General features: G+C 62.4%; 13 protein-coding genes and 1 tRNA gene. 5 read left to right on the forward strand and 9 right to left on the reverse strand.

Going from position 1 to position 16,801, the window contains the following annotated elements:
- Positions 1–772: 772 nt before the first annotated feature.
- The 5 genes from AC1C2R_RS08150 to AC1C2R_RS08170 all read right to left on the reverse strand — a co-directional run bounded on the left by AC1C2R_RS08150 (position 773) and on the right by AC1C2R_RS08170 (position 6,101).
- A complete protein-coding gene (locus AC1C2R_RS08150) occupies positions 773–2,188 on the reverse strand; it encodes a Shedu immune nuclease family protein (protein ID WP_495379609.1) in 1,416 nt (471 codons plus the stop codon).
- Between the two features lie 172 nt (positions 2,189–2,360).
- Positions 2,361–3,578, reverse strand: a complete 1,218-nt coding sequence (locus tag AC1C2R_RS08155; protein ID WP_495379610.1) for a helix-turn-helix domain-containing protein — start codon at positions 3,576–3,578, stop codon at positions 2,361–2,363.
- A gap of 3 nt (positions 3,579–3,581) precedes the next feature.
- Positions 3,582–4,181 carry a hypothetical protein gene (locus AC1C2R_RS08160; RefSeq protein WP_495379611.1) on the reverse strand — a complete coding sequence of 200 codons (600 nt, stop codon included), beginning with the start codon at positions 4,179–4,181 and terminating at the stop codon, positions 3,582–3,584.
- Positions 4,182–4,424: 243 nt separating this feature from the next.
- Positions 4,425–5,909, reverse strand: coding sequence for a deoxyguanosinetriphosphate triphosphohydrolase family protein (locus tag AC1C2R_RS08165; RefSeq protein ID WP_495379612.1), 1,485 nt, complete (start codon positions 5,907–5,909; stop codon positions 4,425–4,427).
- A gap of 3 nt (positions 5,910–5,912) precedes the next feature.
- Positions 5,913–6,101, reverse strand: a complete 189-nt coding sequence (locus AC1C2R_RS08170) for a hypothetical protein (protein ID WP_495379613.1) — start codon at positions 6,099–6,101, stop codon at positions 5,913–5,915.
- A gap of 183 nt (positions 6,102–6,284) precedes the next feature.
- Here AC1C2R_RS08170 and AC1C2R_RS08175 point away from each other — a divergent pair, with 183 nt between their 5' ends.
- Both AC1C2R_RS08175 and AC1C2R_RS08180 read left to right on the forward strand, forming a co-directional pair.
- Positions 6,285–7,361 (forward strand): protein kinase domain-containing protein, encoded by a 1,077-nt coding sequence (locus AC1C2R_RS08175; RefSeq protein WP_495379614.1) that lies wholly within the window; start codon positions 6,285–6,287, stop codon positions 7,359–7,361.
- A gap of 137 nt (positions 7,362–7,498) precedes the next feature.
- Positions 7,499–8,863 (forward strand): tetratricopeptide repeat protein, encoded by a 1,365-nt coding sequence (locus AC1C2R_RS08180; RefSeq protein WP_495379615.1) that lies wholly within the window; start codon positions 7,499–7,501, stop codon positions 8,861–8,863.
- Positions 8,864–9,311: 448 nt separating this feature from the next.
- Here the strand turns inward: AC1C2R_RS08180 and AC1C2R_RS08185 are convergent, their stop codons facing one another.
- Positions 9,312–9,575: a hypothetical protein gene (locus AC1C2R_RS08185; RefSeq protein ID WP_495379616.1), complete on the reverse strand. Its 264-nt coding sequence runs from the start codon at positions 9,573–9,575 to the stop codon at positions 9,312–9,314.
- 47 nt (positions 9,576–9,622) lie between these two features.
- On the opposite strand from AC1C2R_RS08185, the gene AC1C2R_RS08190 reads away from it, so the two are divergent.
- Positions 9,623–10,612 (forward strand): HNH endonuclease, encoded by a 990-nt coding sequence (locus AC1C2R_RS08190; RefSeq protein WP_495379617.1) that lies wholly within the window; start codon positions 9,623–9,625, stop codon positions 10,610–10,612.
- A 1,100-nt stretch (positions 10,613–11,712) separates the two neighbouring features.
- Here AC1C2R_RS08190 and AC1C2R_RS08195 read toward each other — a convergent pair.
- The gene (locus tag AC1C2R_RS08195; protein ID WP_495379618.1) at positions 11,713–11,988 is read right to left on the reverse strand and encodes a helix-turn-helix domain-containing protein; all 276 of its coding nucleotides are present in this window, start codon (positions 11,986–11,988) and stop codon (positions 11,713–11,715) included.
- Between the two features lie 376 nt (positions 11,989–12,364).
- Positions 12,365–12,781 carry a hypothetical protein gene (locus AC1C2R_RS08200; RefSeq protein ID WP_495379619.1) on the reverse strand — a complete coding sequence of 139 codons (417 nt, stop codon included), beginning with the start codon at positions 12,779–12,781 and terminating at the stop codon, positions 12,365–12,367.
- A gap of 773 nt (positions 12,782–13,554) precedes the next feature.
- On the opposite strand from AC1C2R_RS08200, the gene AC1C2R_RS08205 reads away from it, so the two are divergent.
- Together AC1C2R_RS08205 and AC1C2R_RS08210 are read left to right on the forward strand one after the other, a co-directional pair.
- Positions 13,555–14,463: a tyrosine-type recombinase/integrase gene (locus tag AC1C2R_RS08205; protein ID WP_495379620.1), complete on the forward strand. Its 909-nt coding sequence runs from the start codon at positions 13,555–13,557 to the stop codon at positions 14,461–14,463.
- Positions 14,464–14,480: 17 nt separating this feature from the next.
- Positions 14,481–16,277 (forward strand): hypothetical protein, encoded by a 1,797-nt coding sequence (locus AC1C2R_RS08210; RefSeq protein ID WP_495379621.1) that lies wholly within the window; start codon positions 14,481–14,483, stop codon positions 16,275–16,277.
- Positions 16,278–16,533: 256 nt separating this feature from the next.
- Here AC1C2R_RS08210 and AC1C2R_RS08215 read toward each other — a convergent pair.
- Positions 16,534–16,620 (reverse strand) — tRNA-Leu (locus AC1C2R_RS08215).
- Between the last annotated feature and the right edge of the window lie 181 nt (positions 16,621–16,801).

The raw sequence follows: 16,801 nt of genomic DNA on the forward strand, positions 1-16,801 counted from the left end.
CTAGCACCACTATGCTGTCGCGGCATTTGCCAAGGGCTATGCCTCCCACCGTCTAGAAATTCACCACGAGGGCAACATGCTGCAGCGGCCTGACGGTCAAGCTTCAATGTGAACCAACTGTTCGGCAAGACAAAGGACGTCGCCGAACCCGGCGCCGCCGGTGCGGTGAACAACGACACCATCTAGGTGTACCCGGCCATCAGGTCTAAACGGTGGCCTCATCGAAGATGTCAGGCCCAACCCTGGCCGCGATGAGCGTCTGGGTGGTCTCCCCTTAGATTGCCAACCTGGTCCTGAACTCGGTTGACATTCTCAGATAATGCGCGTCCGGAGATTCGCCCCCTTGTAACAGCTTTCACAGTGCTCCCGCAGCCCACATTCGCACGCCATGTGCGTACTCGGCGCATAGCGCGCCCACCAGTGCCCGCGGATTAGTTCGCCGATGTGGAGTGCCGCGTGTCTACGAACAAGCCAACCGGTGGCCCTGTGCTGGGAAGATCATGCTCGACCAGCCGGCCTCCGATGTTCTCCCGTTCGCGAGCCATGGCATCGTCGAAGATCTTGGGCCCGGCCGGTGCAGTCTCGAAGGCGGGTCCTGGTCCTGGATCGCTCTCGCCCCTTCCTTGAACCGTTTCTACACCGACATCGAAGTCGTACGCCCGCCGGAACTCACTGAAGCGCTCGCACGACTCGCGACCCGCAACGCTGCGACAGCGGCCGCAGCTGATCGCATCCACGGCCCACCACACGGGACAGTTGGGGAGCGCGCCGACTAGTCGGCTCGGTGTGTGTTCGGTGTCTCGTCTGCGTTTGCTGCAGCGTCTGCGCGCGGTTCGTGAAGGAACGATTCGAGCTGCTTCAGCTTGCTGAGCAGTTCGTCGTAGGTGACGACGTCGACGTCACGCTGGTTGTGCCGAAAAAGTTCGAACGACTTGATCCGTTCAGGTTCCGAGGGTGAGGTCCCGACGATCAAGCAGCACCTCAGCGAGTATTGTTCGAGATCCCAGTCTCGGGATGAATCCTTGAGGCTGATCATGGACTTCTGGAGCTGATATCGCTGGTCGAGGAGTTGGTTCACGGCTCCGGCTAGTTCTGCTGAGGGGCCGAAAACCCCCTCGCGGTAGGACTTCCTCCGCAGCAGCTGGGTGCTGGGCTTCTTTATCTCGAAGATTCCCACGTTGTTCGTCAGCGGGTTCTTCACGAGGAAGTCTGCGATCTTGTCCCCACCCCCGGTAAGTTTTCTGCCGCCGATCGAAGCCTGATCCTGAACCTGCACGATGCTGTAGCCGAATACGAGGTGCAATGCGAACGGGTTCGTGTTGAAGAAGTCCTGCCAGTACGGCTCTGGCTTGGAACCCTTCATCGCCGTCTCATAGATCTCAATCAGCGCTTCGAGCGAGACGAGATCAATTTCGGACCGCAGTTGCGAGAGCACCTCCGGTCGAGAATCAGCGATTCGCCGGGATTCAGCCACGGTCGCGTTGAGAAGGGCGTCTTGTTCGGCGCTCTCAAGTTGGTGTGCCCCGTTCGCCTCACCGGTTAGAAACTGTGACAGAGGGTGTCGTCCCCTGCTGGGTGATACCGGCGCGAGTCCAAGGCGAGCTGCGAGGACGTTATGCACGTGAGCTGTCTTCACTCGCCGAATTGCGTCGCGGCCACGCCGTACTATCCGATCGAGCTCGGATCGTAGCTGCTCGAATTCATGAGCGGAGAGGGCGAACGCACTCGGCGGGTACTCCCACTCCTGCTCTTGGTCGATCACGAGGGTATCGAACGCGGTGTTGTCTTCGATCACGCGAACGATTGCCCGGTAGTCACTTACGAGACCCAGCCCGAACTGGAAGTCCTTTGTAAAGCCTCGAGGCAAGTCTTGGAGGAGGTCCTCCACTGCAATTTGATCTGACGGCAGTTCCCAGAACTCTACTGGGAGCTCAAGGCAATGCAATGATTCGTACTTGGGTCGCAGGAAGCTCGGTGTACCAACGAGGGTGTTGACGGGATAGACCCGAACCCTATGGCCCCCGCCAAAGAACTCCGCGATCTTCACACGTTCTGGCAGGTCGACGTGTCGGACATCGTCCCTCGCGTCCTGGGTGGGAACCAGATAGACCATTGCCACGTTTTCGGACGCGTCCACCACGACCTCGAGAGTCCCGGCGTTCGGTCGTTCGGCTCCGAAGTCTGCCAAATCCAAGCCTTCCTATTTCTGCTTCCGTCGGCCGGTCTCCCAGCGCACCGGCCCAACATCGGGCCCAGGCACTCCTCCAGACCCAGTCTCGTACGGCGAGGAATGGTGAATCCGGTGCATCGGAAGCTCGGGACGTCGTCGGACTATCGATCCGTGCGTTGCACGGCTGGCGTCAAGGCCGCCGCGGAAGTGCGTTCACCCTTCCCATGCTCGCACCGCGGGAGTGTGGGCTCGACTTGGCGGGACGTAGTTCAACCACTGGGGCGATGTCTCTAGGAGGACTGGAGGGCTCCCAGTTCATCCACCGAACGAAATATCGTTCGCTCAGCCCCGTGCTTTTCGCTGCGAGGTGTGGAGCGTCGGGGCCGGGGAAGCGCTCACCGAGTGCGCGGGCGAACCACATGGCCGATTCGGTGCCCACCCGGTACGGCTCTTCCGTGTTCCATCGGCGTGCTGAGATCTGCTTGTAGAGACTGCGTGCTTGCGCGTCATCGATGACACCGAGCTGCCGGAAGCGCATCACGAACGCTTTGATCGAGTATCCCCACTTGTTTTTCAGAGTTCCAAGCGTGCTCAGGGTCACTCGCCCGCCTGCGGCGTTCAGGTCTTCAAGGACCGCGTCGCCAGGGACAAGGAACGCGGCCGCGAACCGGTGTGCTTCGTTCTCCATCCGTGCTGCCGCCCCGGGAGACGCCGGTTGCTGGTCTCTTGTGTGCAAGACGAGGTGGCCGATTTCGTGCGCCGCGGTAAATCGCTGCCGGTCACCTGGAATGTCGAGCTCGGAGTCGTGCGATGACCGTGCGACTCGGATCACGGGGACGTTGTTGACACGGAAAGACAAACCCCAGTGCCGTCCGAGTTCCCCGTCCATCGGCAGCACCACGCATCCGAGACGTTCGGCAGCTCGGATCACGTTTGGTACTACCTCGGTGGCGTTGAGGCTGGCAGCCGTTCGGACGTCGGCTGCGATCTCGTCGATCGCGACCTCATCGTTGAGGTCCCCGTCAAACGCCGGAAGCGTGTCGGGGATCTGACGCAGCCCGTTCCGCTGGATCGTGTCGATCGCGGTGATGCTGTCGTTCGTCGTCCTGTCGACGGACCGTTGCGATGCATCCGCGTAGGCGCGCAGCTTTGGCCGCTCGGCCCACGGTTCAGCGACTGCTTTGGCCCCACTCAGGTACTCAGGATCACAGTCGAGGACGTCCGCGAGAGCCCTGATCGTCGCAACGTCGGGTTCCTGATGATTGTTCTCAATCATGGAGACTGCGCCGGCCGCTACCCTCGCGGCGGCCCCCAGCTCGCTCTGGCTGAGCCCAAGCCCGAGTCGCAGCCGCCGGATTCGAGCACCGCAGCCCGATGATGTTTGGTCAAGAATGTCGTGTACGGCCACTGACTATCCTTGCTTGTCGAGCCCGAAGAGGCTTGCGTCCCAGACCCCCAGATCGTCATCGGAACTGGGCTGGAATCCGGTGGCCGGAGGGGCAGGGGGGAACGCCAACTCGTGCACCCAGCCGAAGATGTAGTAGCCCGGGTTTCCGTCTTCGACGTCAACGATCTCGGCGGCAAACAACTCGAGCGGCTTGTCATCTTCGAGGATCCAGCCGAGCACGTAGTGCCGTTCTCGGAAGAAACCGTCCTCGGAGATTCCGTTGAGCGAGGTGGCCCTGTTCGCCTTCACACGAATCTCGTCGCCCACACGTTCTGCTCTCCTGAGCCGGATGATTGCTGCATCCTGATGGCCCAAGTACTCATAGAGCTCGACCGCGCCACCCTTCCCGGGCCGATCGTTCAGGCCAAGTCGCTGAGCAGTGCGTTGGAAGGCACCACCCATGATTCCTCCGGTGAGTGCCGACTTGGGTCGGTTGTTGCGGCGGAAGTCACGGTGTTTCGACAGCGCCTCGTCGATCGCGTACCCGTCTGCGTCGAGCGCCTCCCGGATGTCGATGGCGAGGTCACCGAGCTTGTCGACGAGATCAGGCGGCAACGAAGTCATGCTCTGAGGATATTCTTCGAAATGTCACATTGCAAGTTTATGCGCCGCGTGGCCCTGATCCGAGCAGTCTGCGTCGAACCTCGACAGACAGGCCGGAGGAGGCCCTTGCAGTGCGGCATGTTTGCTCCTGAGGCTTGTAGGTGGCGGCCGGGCCCTCCCGATCAGGAGTCGCGTCACAGAGCGAGTCCGGCGAGGCCGCAGCGGCAGCGGCAGCGGCAGCGAGTACCATCAGCCGGCGACCGACTATTCGACCAAACCGAGGTTGGCCATTCCGGGGATTTCCGTACCCGTGACCCATTGAGCCCTTAGGAATGCTTCGGAGTCAGACATGGTGCAGATGTAGTCGACGATCGCCCGATAGTGCGCCTCTTCAAGTTCCCCCACCGGTAGGCCGACGTTCTGGACCTCCATGAACACTCTGAGCGTCTCCGGGAGTGAGCGGTACTCCGTGGCTGTCTTGACCCACTCTTCCATACCAGTGAACAGTCGTTCGATCGTTTTCCGTTGGGCCCGCTGGATCTGCCCCATACGCGCGGTCGAGACGAGATAGTGCTTCGTCACCTGCTTGAGTATCTGCATGTCATGCCATTGCGGTCGCAGCAGCGAGACTGTGGGTGCGCCGTTCTCGGTGGAGATTGTGATGTTCTCGAAGAACTCAGCGACTTTGCCGCTCATCTCGGCACGAAGCTGCTCATCCTTCATGCTCTGCGAGTCATAGGCATTACTTACGAGCTCGAGAATCACTGATGCGCGCATTGCAGCTGCCCGGTAGTCCTCCGCGTCGTAGAGATCCGGATGGAACTCTTTGAGCTTCGCCCTGCCCGCGGCGAAAGGGTTCCCGGCCGATTCCGGATTGGCCATGTACTGCTCTAGATGCTCCACCGCTGACGACAAGTTGATGAAGCCTTGGGAGCAGAAGTCTTCCAGGTCGTGGATGGAGTACGCGATGTCATCAGCAAGGTCCATGACCGAAGCTTCAAGAGATTGCGGCGGGGGCCCGTTCTTCTTGCGCAGAAGCTTCTGATCGTTGAACTCCGGCAGGATCGCTTTGCGGGCTTTCTTGACGTCGACGGCCTCGGAGCGATAGGCCCCGAACTTCTGCTGCGCGGTGTCATGGGCGGGGTCCTTCTTCTCGATCCGGCACCACGGGTACTTCAGGATCGCCGCCCGCACCACGTTCGTGAGATCAAGTCCGTTTTCGTAGTTGTGGCGGTCCAGCACTGTGACGATTCGGAAGGACTGCGCGTTTCCTTCGAAGCCTTCGGTCACCTTTCGATTGCGCAAGAGCCGGTTCAGTTCGGATTCACCTGCGTGGCCGAACGGCGGATGCCCGAGGTCATGCGCAAGCCCCGCGGCTTCGCAAGCGGTGATGTCCAGCCCGCCGGCGGCGATGATCGCTGTCGCGATTTGCTCGTCGTCCTCTGCTCGGCGGGTCAGGTTCTCCGCGATCTCCCGCGAAATCATCGCAACCTTGTAGGTGTGCGACGCGCGGCTGTGAAGCTTCGCGCTTGTCAACTCGGGCGACACGATCTGAGTCACGCCAGCTAGCCGCCGCAGGTATGGCGAGTACTGCAGGCGACCGCGATCCTTCTCGGTCTCGGTTCGCAGGTCATTCGCTTGCGCGCGAGACAGCCCACTGCGCCGACTGTAGCGGCGCTCGTAGGCTCCGTCGACGCATAGAGACCCGTCGGCCAGAGGAAGAAGTTTCTGGCCGTCGTACTCGATCAAGCGTTAGTCCGTGGTCGCAGAAACGGTGGCGGTGTCGTAATCGATCGTCACGAGTTTCTTTACGCCCGCGAAACTCAGGGCGTACTTCATCTGTGCAGACGTGGTTCCGTACCGCTTGCCCGCAAGGCGTAACAATTCGCTGATGTCGGTGTTTGGCTGCTCGATGGCGACCTGCTTGAGGCACTCAGCCATCTCGCGAAGCTTCTGCGTGTGATCAAGACGAGTTGTGTTCGTTGCCGTAGCCGCCACTTTTCCCACGCTTTCCAGATCATCAGACTTTTCGACTTCGATGGGTACGCTAATAATAACGCGACACCGAGATGATTAATTCCATCCATGTCGATTCCCGTACCACTTCACTGTAGAGGAATCCGATTGAGTCCCATTGGCACTGCCGCTGATGACTTTGATCTCGACCGTGTTAACGCGGCTCTAAATCTCGAAGGCCACACTCTCCCTAACGGTTGGGTTGTCGGCCCGCTTCGCAGTCGTGGCGATGGTGAGTTCAGCGTGTCCTATCTTGTGACGAACGCATCCGGCCGACGCGGTTTCATGAAGGTTCTAGATCTGACCGCGGTGTTCGGGGAGCTTGAAGAACTCAACGCCGCCATCGGTGACTACTTGGCGGAACGAAACCTGCTGCTGTTGTGCGGCCAGCAACGATTGTCCCGGGTGGTAATGGCACTCGACCATGGTCAGCTCAAGCTCGACGACTTTTACCCGGGTCTATCGACCGTCTATTTCATCATTTTCGAGCGCGCTGATCGCGACATGAACGGCGTGCTGAACAATGCTCGCGCCATGGACGTCGAGGCTCGCCTCCAACTGATCCATCACGTTGCAGTCGGGCTCCACCAGCTCCATCGACGAAAGGTCGCACACCAAGATCTGAAGCCTGCAAACCTGCTGATCTTCGACGAGGAGCAAGCACATCAGGGGAAGGTAGCGGACCTCGGTCGCGCGTTCCAGGCCGCGATGTCCACACCGCATGACGAGGCTCTCGTACCCGGTGATCGCAGCTACGCACCGGTTGAGCTCCTGTACGGGCACGCCCACCCAGACATCACGGTTCGACGTTTCGGTGCCGACCTGTATCAGTTAGGCAGTCTGATCTGCTATGCCTTCGGCGGGGTGACCATGAACGGGCTTCTCGCCGCCCAGCTCGCCGAGGAACACCACTGGGCGAAGTTCACCGATGGGTACCATGCGGTGCTCCCCTACTTGGAGGATGCGTACTCGCATGTGATCGCCCGGTTGAACGCGAGCCTTCCTCCGTCGGTCGCCGACGAACTCACCGCTATCGTGCAGTATCTCTGCCAGCCCGACTGCAAACGACGAGGGCACCCTCGCTCCCGTGTCGGACACGGCTCCGTGTTCTCCCTCGAACGTGTGGTGTCGGAGCTGAACCTTGCCGCCATCCGGGCACGAAACGCGTCGGGAGTTGCGGCATGACAGCCCAGTCCGGCCGGCCGAGTGAGCGACAGGTGATCCCCCGTTGGCGCACGTTCGCACAGACGAACGCGCTCGGCGAGCTGAGTTCACTCGGGAAGAGCAGCACGGCTCACAGGTACTCCGAGATCGTTCGACTCATGGAGAGGTCGACCCGGAAGCGTGACGTCTACGCTCGTGCCGAGTTGGCGAGTGCGCTCCTTGCCTCGGGAGCGCGTGACGAAGCACGGGATGTGCTTGCGGGCTTCGCATCAACCGATGATCTTCCGCCATTGCTGCGCGGCGTGATCCGCCAGCTGGAAGACGACGACAGGTCGGGCGAGCGCGCATCTGACAGAGACGAGCTGAGCGCCCGGGTCCGGATGCAGGCCGCTGATGCGAGGCGCCGGCTTCGCACCAACCCGAACAACGCCATTGCATGGGTAGATCTGGCTCTGGCGCATGCAACGAACGGTGGGAACGCTCAAGCGCAACAGGAAATCCAGGTCGCTCTGTTCTTAGCGCCCGACAATCGGTTCGTGTTGCGTTCCGCCGCCCGTTTCCTTGTCCACATTGAGAAGCCTGACGAAGCCAACGCGATCCTCAACCGGAGTGATCGTGTGCAGCTCGACCCGTGGCTGCTCGCTGCCGAGATCTCCACAGCACAACTCGCCGACCTCGGCACCCGAGGCGTCCGACGCGCGCGCGAGTTGGTAGCTCGCTCTGGCTACAGTCCACGCGCTCTCAGCGAGCTCGCGAGTGAGCTGGCAACGACCGAACTTGGTTCAGGCAGAGACCGTACCGCACGCGAACTCTTCCGTGTGTCCTTTATCGACCCAACGGAGAACGCCCTTGCGCAAGGGGCATCTTTCTCTGAACGCGGGAATCTAAACATCGACCCGAAGTTGCTGATGTTGGAGCGCGGATACGAGGCCCGCGCTCTCGATTCGGCACGGACCGGAGAATGGGAAAAGGCAACTGATGAGGCGATCGGATGGCATCGCGACCAACCGTTCTCCTTGGAACCGTTCCATTTCGCCACCTACACGGCCTCGTTCGGGACGGGTGACTTCGCGGTGGCCGCGAAGCTCGCCGAGTTCGGGCTGAAGATCCACCCCCACGACAAAATGCTGCGAAACAATGCAGCCTATGCGCTCGCGAATCTTGGCCAGACCGATCAAGCCCGTCAGTACCTGTCGGAGCCCCGGTTCATGGCGACCGCTGAGGATTTCGTTGAAGTTGCGACGGCGGGGCTGATCCATTTCCGAGAGGGCGACGCAGAGGGCGGACGCACCAAGTACGAACTGGCGGCGAAAGGGCTGCATGAAGTTGGCCGTCACGACCTGCGCGCATTGGCTGTCGGCCACTGGGCGCTTGAGGAAGCCCGAGCCGCGACGCCGGCTGCCGCCCGAATGCTTCAGCTTGCATTGCGACTCCTTGCCGACCTCCCTCCCGCCGAACAACGGACCCTTGCGCGAAGGCTGGATGGGGCACAGCGACTGAGCGCGAACCCAGGGAGTGAGTGAACGCAACCTGAAAGTTGTTAGGTCATCAGCAGGTCGGTACGCCAGCACCCCACCGCATCGGTACGCGGTCAAGGCGTCGCCGTACGGAATATGCGCCTATCGGCTCGGTGCTCGCCCGCTGGGAACGCGCCTGCCACAACTGCTACCCACGGGCCTGGACGCGTGCGGCAAGACGAGGAGACGGCGACAAAGCTGCCCGTGTCGTAGATCCGGCTTCGAGCCCCGTCCTTGGCGAAGGGCGGCTTGCTTCTTAGTTCGCCGACTGAGTCTTCGTGACTACTTCGACGGTGGAGTCTACTTGTTTACTTTGCCCCGCAAGGTTTGCAGTGGCGCTGCTCCGTGAGTTCGCCAGGCGGAGCTATCGCCGTTCGCCAGAAGTACGTCGCGGAATATGGCTGCGACGCGCTGCCGCTGAGATCGAGCACACGGCCTCGGCATTCGACGCGCCCTAGCCCGAGCGCGCCGCACGGTTCGTCGCCGCGCGCGGGATATATCGGGCAGCCGGGGGCCTGGGCCCCGGCGAGCGCCGGGGACTGTTAAAGGCACCGTCGCGCCCGATCATGAAAGCTCGCACGATCTGGACCTTCGATGGTGAACTGCTCGCGTGCACGAGCGCGACCACGCCCTCGACGATCCAGGCGATCCAGGCGATCCAGGCGATCCAGGCGATCCAGGCGATCCAGGCGAAGATACCGAGGAGGACGCCGAGCACAACGGCGTCTCCGACGAATTCGTCAGCACGAGTGCGAGAATCTACCCATGCCTGACCAGGATTCGTACTTCCGGATCATGGAAGAGGCTCTGAAGCATCCCGATGGTCGCGCCAAGGGCGGTGAGCCTTGCGTGATCTGCGATGGTCCGATTCCTGCTTCGGCTCACTGGTCGCAGCGCGACAGACATGTTTGCTCCTCCCACTGCAACAGCCTGCTGAGGCGTCGCTACGGAAAGGGCAGCGGGACCATCCCAGCTAGCCGCATCGAGGCTGCAGTTGCTGCGGTGGGACCGAGACCAAACCCGCGTGCGAGCGGCGCTCGGCTGTTCCGAACGGTGCAGGGCCAGCCGCTCCCCATTGAATGGGAAGGCTACGGACCGCTTCCGGGCGACGTGGTGGAACGGTACGGCATACTCACCCAGTATTTTCTGCATAGTGCCCCTGCTGACTACTTCGCCTCGAAGGTCATCGTTGCCGTCGCTGAATCGGGCGACATGTTCGTGGCGGGTGCAACCCCAGAGGGCTACTACGGCTCGGTGATCATCGGACCGCACACGTCTGCTGGGGTACGGCTGGAAGGAGAGTTGTTCACAGCAACGTTCGAGGTCGGCGATGTTCTCTGCGAATGGCGACGCGAGCGCATCACAGACCTGCAGCCAGAGGGCATCGACCACTTCTCTTGGGACTGCTACGCCGCTGTTCCAGTCGGTGCCCCGACGTACCCGGATCCGATGCATTCATCGCGGTACAGAGTCGAGATGGACAGGCGCCGACGCGTATCGAGCAACACCGCAAGGAACGAGCGCAGAGCACGTAAGGAAGCCCGCATCGAGCGGTTTGACCCGCTAGAGATCTTCAACCGTGACGGTTGGATGTGTCAGCTGTGCGGATCAGAGGTGGACCGGACCGTTCTTTACCCCGAACCGATGAGCGCAAGCCTGGACCATGTGGTCCCGCTTTCAAAAGGCGGAGACCACACATCCCAGAACACCGTGCTCGCCCACCTTCGGTGCAACCTCATTAAGTCCGCCGGCTGATGCATGAGCGCCAGCTGGGGAGACGCTGGACACGGTTGATGAAGTCGTGCCTGAGTCAGACGAGCGGCGTGTCACACGCACGCCAAGAGCGTGAGGACCGCGCCGGCGACACCGACCGGCCCGCGCGCGGGCAACGTGACGCGGACGACGCTCGCGGCCAGCGCAGTCAACCCAACGATCAGGCCCAGACGGCGGCTGTGCCCGGTCGAAGTGAGAGCGGCGGGCACACCTGCACTCCGTTGCAGGCCTGTGGCCACTGTCCGATGAAGAGGATGAATAGGCACAGGGCAACCCCGACCAATAGGGGCAGCGTGGCTCTGCGGAGTGCGAGCGTTGGCGGAGTGGGCTCGAGGTCATAACGGGTCATGGCTGATCGTTGTCCAACAGCGCTGCACGCTTCTACGGCTGCGCGACGGTCGTTGTCCTGGACCGTCACCGTGATCGGGCGTCCATCCACCGAAGACGGGAGCTCGAATACGTGCGTCGTCGGGGAGATATCGGCTGTGCACGGATCGTGCGGGGACTGAGTGAACTCGATCGCGATGGCATCATCGGCGAGCACCTGCAGCTCGCCGGCGGCCGCAGGGCAGCTGCTGCTACCGAACGTGATCACGCCGACTCGTTGTCGCCCCCCCAGCCGACGATAGGGCGAAAGTCGGCAGGATCTGGGTCCGGGCCCTCCCAACTCTCCGGCGCGCCCTTGACCACCCGGACGGCCAGGGACCCGTCCCATCGAAGCCACCTGGAACGCCGGAGCAGCCAACCATCGCCAGCAGTCCGATGAGCCCCACCCCAGTCGCTGCGAGCCGCGTGCCCTCCCGGGCGACGACGGTCCAACCCTGAGGCCCTCATGACCTGAGTGTGTCTCCATGAGGCTCTCCCTCGACTGCGCGTTCCGGTTCGTTACTGACTCGATGCCGAACGCCACCAGAGTGGGCTGCGCGGAAGGGCAGGCTCGCCCTATGGGGTGGAGGCGACGATCGCGACAACCGCGCTACCGATGCCGCATACCAGCATCGCGATCACCCCCGTCGTGGCCACGCGCGCCGAGCGTTCGGGGCGGCGACTCTGTGTCTAGCTCCGACAGTTCCTCCGGCACGTCAGGCCTCGTCCGCGGCCGACCACTCATCCGTCTGAACTGCACAGGCCCCGCTCGGACGAGGCCACAGGGGGACGCCAAGCGCCTGCTCGAGCCGCGTCAATACAAAGAGATCGCCATTGATAGCGCCGTCGAGGAGGTCGGTCACCTCGTCAACTTCGATACCGGCTCGAAGCGCGACCTCCTGGGGGGAGACCTCGCCCATCGCGGCTCGGAGGTTCTCCCGCAGTCGCGCGAGAACCCAATCCGGTGAGTGGTCATATCTAATGCCATTCATGATGCCACTGTACCTGCAGCACGACGCGCGCGGGGGACCTAGTTGCCCGGTCTGACCCAGAGTGGTCGCCCAAGCGCCGCTTCCAGGCGGGCGATGGCATAGAGGTCCGGCCACGACGAGCCCTCCAGGTACTTCAGCAGCGAGCCGTGACTGAGCCCTGCGTCCCTAGCGGCTGCACGAATGCTTCGATCCCCGATAGCAGTTCGCAGTTCGATTGCGAATCGACGAGCCGCCTCGCCAGCGGTGTCTCCGGAGGGCACATCCGGCCATCCTGGCGCGAGTTCCGCCGGGTCTGGGCGCGATGTGCGAGACATGTGCCAAGGCTAACGCCATCGTTCCGGGATAACTCAGCATGCGGCCGCTGCCGCTATCGCCGCTACGACATAAGAGGTGCGGCTCCTTCAGGGCCGGGAGCGAGCTCGCTGACGCCGTCGGAGAGAATGCGGGCAATGGCCTTCGACAGCTCCGGGGACACCGACGCCCAATACGCCATGTCGGCAAGGGTCAGCATCGATTCACCGCGGAGGATCCGCTGATACCTGTCGGCGCTCCGGCCTTCCGAGTCGGGGAACTCGGGAACGTGGTCATGAACAGTCTCACCGCGATGCACCAGTTCCTCCCGCACGGCATGAGCGATCCGATGCTGCAGCTGAGTCGCCCTGAATCGCGGACCGTCCGGTCGTACACCGTCTGCAGGTGGAAGCGGTTGGTCGGTCTTGCCGAACTGGTGCTTCCGAGTCGTGAGATCGCGCGGAACGAACGAGAATCCTCCGTGTTTCGGCTGGCGTGGCACTGCTCGAGGCTACCGGCGGAACGGGGGCCAGAGTTCACCGTATGCTGCCTCGAGGCGGGCGACGGTCAGCATGTCGGGCCACGCGTCGCCCGCACTCAGGGTTGCCAACGTTGATCGATCCACGCCGCTTCGCTCTGCTGCTGCACGGAGTGACTCGCCACCGCGTGCCTCATTCAGTGCCAGCACGAATTCCCGGAGCCGCTCGGCCTGCGGGTCCGTGCACGGTGCCGTCGGCCAGGCCGCAGACGTCGCCCTCGGAGCGTCGCGACTCGTTCGCGGAGACATACGGGCAGGCTATCCCAACCCGACTCGCTGCCTGATTTTGCACCACTTAGTCCCGTTCGAAGTTTCTGCCGCACACTTACTCCTGCATGCCCCCCGTCTGCCGAGATTCACGCGCCCATTTCCGCTTTGCCCCAACGATCGTCGAACCCGCCTCTCTCGTGATCCGCGCAGCGCGAGACGCGTCACCGCGCCGAACGCCCGCACTGCAGGATGCGCGAGCCCGACGACGACAGCACCCACTCAGGCGCACGTACATCCCATGCGAGGTCGGCGAAGCGGTCGCCGGCGCGCTCGGGAATCTGGCTTGGGAACGCTCCGGTGGGAAATGCGAATCAGTCCTCTGCTTCGGCGACGGCAGTTGGGCGCAGGGTCATGCCGCACGGATCGGCGCGCTCTTGGGCACTATGCGGACCCTGCGCGCGGGCGGTACTCTCCTTGATGAGGCTGTCCGTATTTACGGACAGATTCCGCTTGAGTGTTTCCGCGTCATGGACTCGTACCAACCGTCGATTCCGGCGGCCCAATGGGAACGCATCCGCGAATTCGTCACGGACGCGGCGGCGACCGCTGCGCCGCAGTGTGCGTATACCGAACGGCGCCTCCTGTCGGTGCTCTCGCAATATGTCGATTGGGTCCACAACCAAGCCGGGTTCCCACTGACCGCCGCCGTAGTGTTTCGGCGGGAGCTGATCAACCGCTACTTCGATGACCGCAAGAACGAACGGGCCGCGGGAACGCTACGAAACTACCGCTCGATGGCTCTTCGGGTGGCGGAGATTCTGACTCCTGAGCTCAGTCCGAAGGCGATGCGCCCTCTCAACACGCGGGCGAGCTATCCACCGTATTCTTCGAGCGAACTCGACCGGCTGAAGGTCTGGGCAAGCGCACAGCCGACGGTGCTCTCCGAGCGCAAAGCGTTCCTCGTGTTGTCTCTCGCGGCCGGCGCTGGACTCAAGGCAACCGAGATCGGTGCACTCAGGTTTCGGGACATCACCACCGACGATGACGGGATCCTTATCCGGGTGAACGGACGGGCCGCCCGAGAAGTACCGCTACTCTCACGCTGGGAATCATCGCTCAAATGGGTGATCCACACGGCAACGTCGCGTTCACCGGAAAGCTTTGTCTTCGGCAAGCCCGACCGCACGAACTACCCCAACCTTATTAACGGGTTCGTCGCCGACACGCAGACGCTCCCTGGCCTCGCCCGCCCCCAAGCGAATCGCCTCCGGAACAGCTGGCTGGTTACCCACCTGGCCGCCAGAACTGACATGCGGGCACTCATGCAAGCCGCCGGAATCTCCAAGTTCGAGAATCTCGCCGCACTGCTCGCACACCTGCCGGACCTGGGCACCGACGAGTACCGGGCTTCCCTCCGTGGCGAGGCCTCCCGATGAGAGCGAGCGAACGGTACGTGCCTGCCCTGGAGGCCGCCGACGGCATGCTCCACACCTTCGGCAAGGCACATCACCAGTACCTGCGTTTGGAGCGGGCCCAAGACTTCGGCCTGTTTGTCGATGATGCAGTTCGTGTCATCACCGCGTCCAACGCGCAGGCACTGATCGACGGCTGGAACGAAGAGGACCACCCGTCCAAGAGACCCGGCAGGAAACCCCACGCGGCGGAACTCACCGTGATCGCACTGATGCTGATCCAGGCGCGGACAAACGGTGACATGCGTTGGAATGCGCTTGACCGCACCATGCAGCGACTGACTGGAGCGCAGCAGATCAAGATCTGGGCGCGGGATGCGTCGGATCGCGGCTGGTATCACGTGCTCCGACGTTCATACGCTCGCCTCGAGAAACTCATCGACGCCTACCCTGGGCCACGCCATCGCGTGCCGACCGCGGACGAGTACCGCAGGATCGTGGACAGCCGCGACCCAGACGTGATGGCTGTGCGAGCCGCGCGATTCCACCGCCTCCTCGAAGAGCTCATCGAGGCATCTGTTGGTCTGCAGCCGAGATGGCTTCGACGCCGCTACGCGGGAAATCTCGTTCAGGACGCAACCAAGTTCGGAATGCTCGGCGCCCGTGGCAACCCGATCGTGAAGGACCGTGAATCCGATCGGACCAGCATCAACTTCGATGCCGGCCCGTACAAGCGCGGCGGCTCCCACAATGGAGAGACCGAGAAGAAGAACAAGACCGAGTGGGCACTCGAGGCCGAGATCGCGGTGATGGCGAAGAACAAGCCCGGCGAGTCGGCAGACTTCCCGCTGCTCGTGATCGGATATGACTTCCATCGACCCGGCATGATCAAGCGCGCGGCGATCAAGATGATCGACAGCATCCAGCGACGAAACTACCCGGCAGGCCACTACATCGTCGACCGCGCCTACCTCCCATATGCGGACTCTGAACTCAGCAAACAGCTCTTCGAGGGTGGCTACATGCCCGTCTTCGACTACAAACGAATCGATCTGGGGAAGAAGGGCGCGACCCTTGCGTCGGGTCGCCCGGTGGGCACCGAAGATTCTGATCCGGCGAGTGGCGCCCTCGGGCACTGCATCATCGTCGGTGGCGGCCTCTACCTCTCCTTCATGCCCGACGAACTCATCGATGCCGAAGGCACATACCAACGAACGATCGAAGAACTCGAACGCGAACCGATCACGGAAACTGAACTCAAGAAGGCCAAGGCCGAAGCAAAGGGTCTCCGCGATCAGCGCCTGAGAGAACGTGAACCGTACCGCCTGCGCCGACGGGGCGCTCGACGACCGGACGGCAGCCAGCAGTACGCATTCCCACCGCCCGAAGCGTACGGCATCGGGTTCGACACGAACACCGGTGAAGTCATCGAGGCGCCAAAGCAGAAGACGGTCATCGTACCCTTCGAGATCGAAGCGAAGTGGCTACAGAAGTACCCTCACAAGAGTCCCGAATGGACCGCGTACTTCGGACTCCGCAATACCGTCGAGGGCGTCAACAACATGCTCAAGGGTGAGACGACGACCGACATCGGCAATGCCCGCAAGCGCGCACCCAGAGGCAACACCTTCTCCGCGCTGACGGTCGGGCTCTCGATCGTGGCACTCAACCTTCAGAAGGTCCTCGCGTTCTACCGTGAGCAGCTCGCGAAGAAGCCTCTGGGTACTGCCAACTTGCTCCTCGCGAGCACCTACTACTCCGAGGAAGAGCTCCGGATGATGCGCACACGCACGCCTCGGGACCGCTGGGCCGACAGCGATCCCCCCTTGCGCACCTAAACTCCACCGCGGCGCAACGCATCCGCGCCATGTGACACGAAGAACTCGCCCACCGTCGGCTTCGCCCTGCCCGAAAGCAGGGCGATTCGTCGTTAACCGGCCTACGATGACCGGTTCGCCACACGTCGCCACCCGAGAAGAGCGCGCAAAGCGAAACCACGGCCTGGATCCGCCGACGAAAACGGCCAGAAACCTCAATAAGGCCCGGGCCGTGTCTATATCGCTAACTGATTCTCGGGAACTCGCTAATTCCCCGTGGTGCGCGAGGGGGGACTTGAACCCCCACACCCTTGCGAGTACTGGCACCTGAAGCCAGCGCGTCTGCCAATTCCGCCACTCGCGCACGTATGGATGCACCGCAGTGCGTCCAACCACGAGAGACTAACATTTCCTGGGCGGCAAAGCCATTCGAGGCGACCTCCCGACGAGCCCGAAGTTCCCCTCTCAGACCCTTGGCGATTCCTCCGAGTATCCGCCTCGCCTCGCGTTGCCCCGCCACCCGGGAATAGCATCGAGCAGCGGGT

This window comes from Agromyces sp. Y182 (assembly GCF_059445385.1).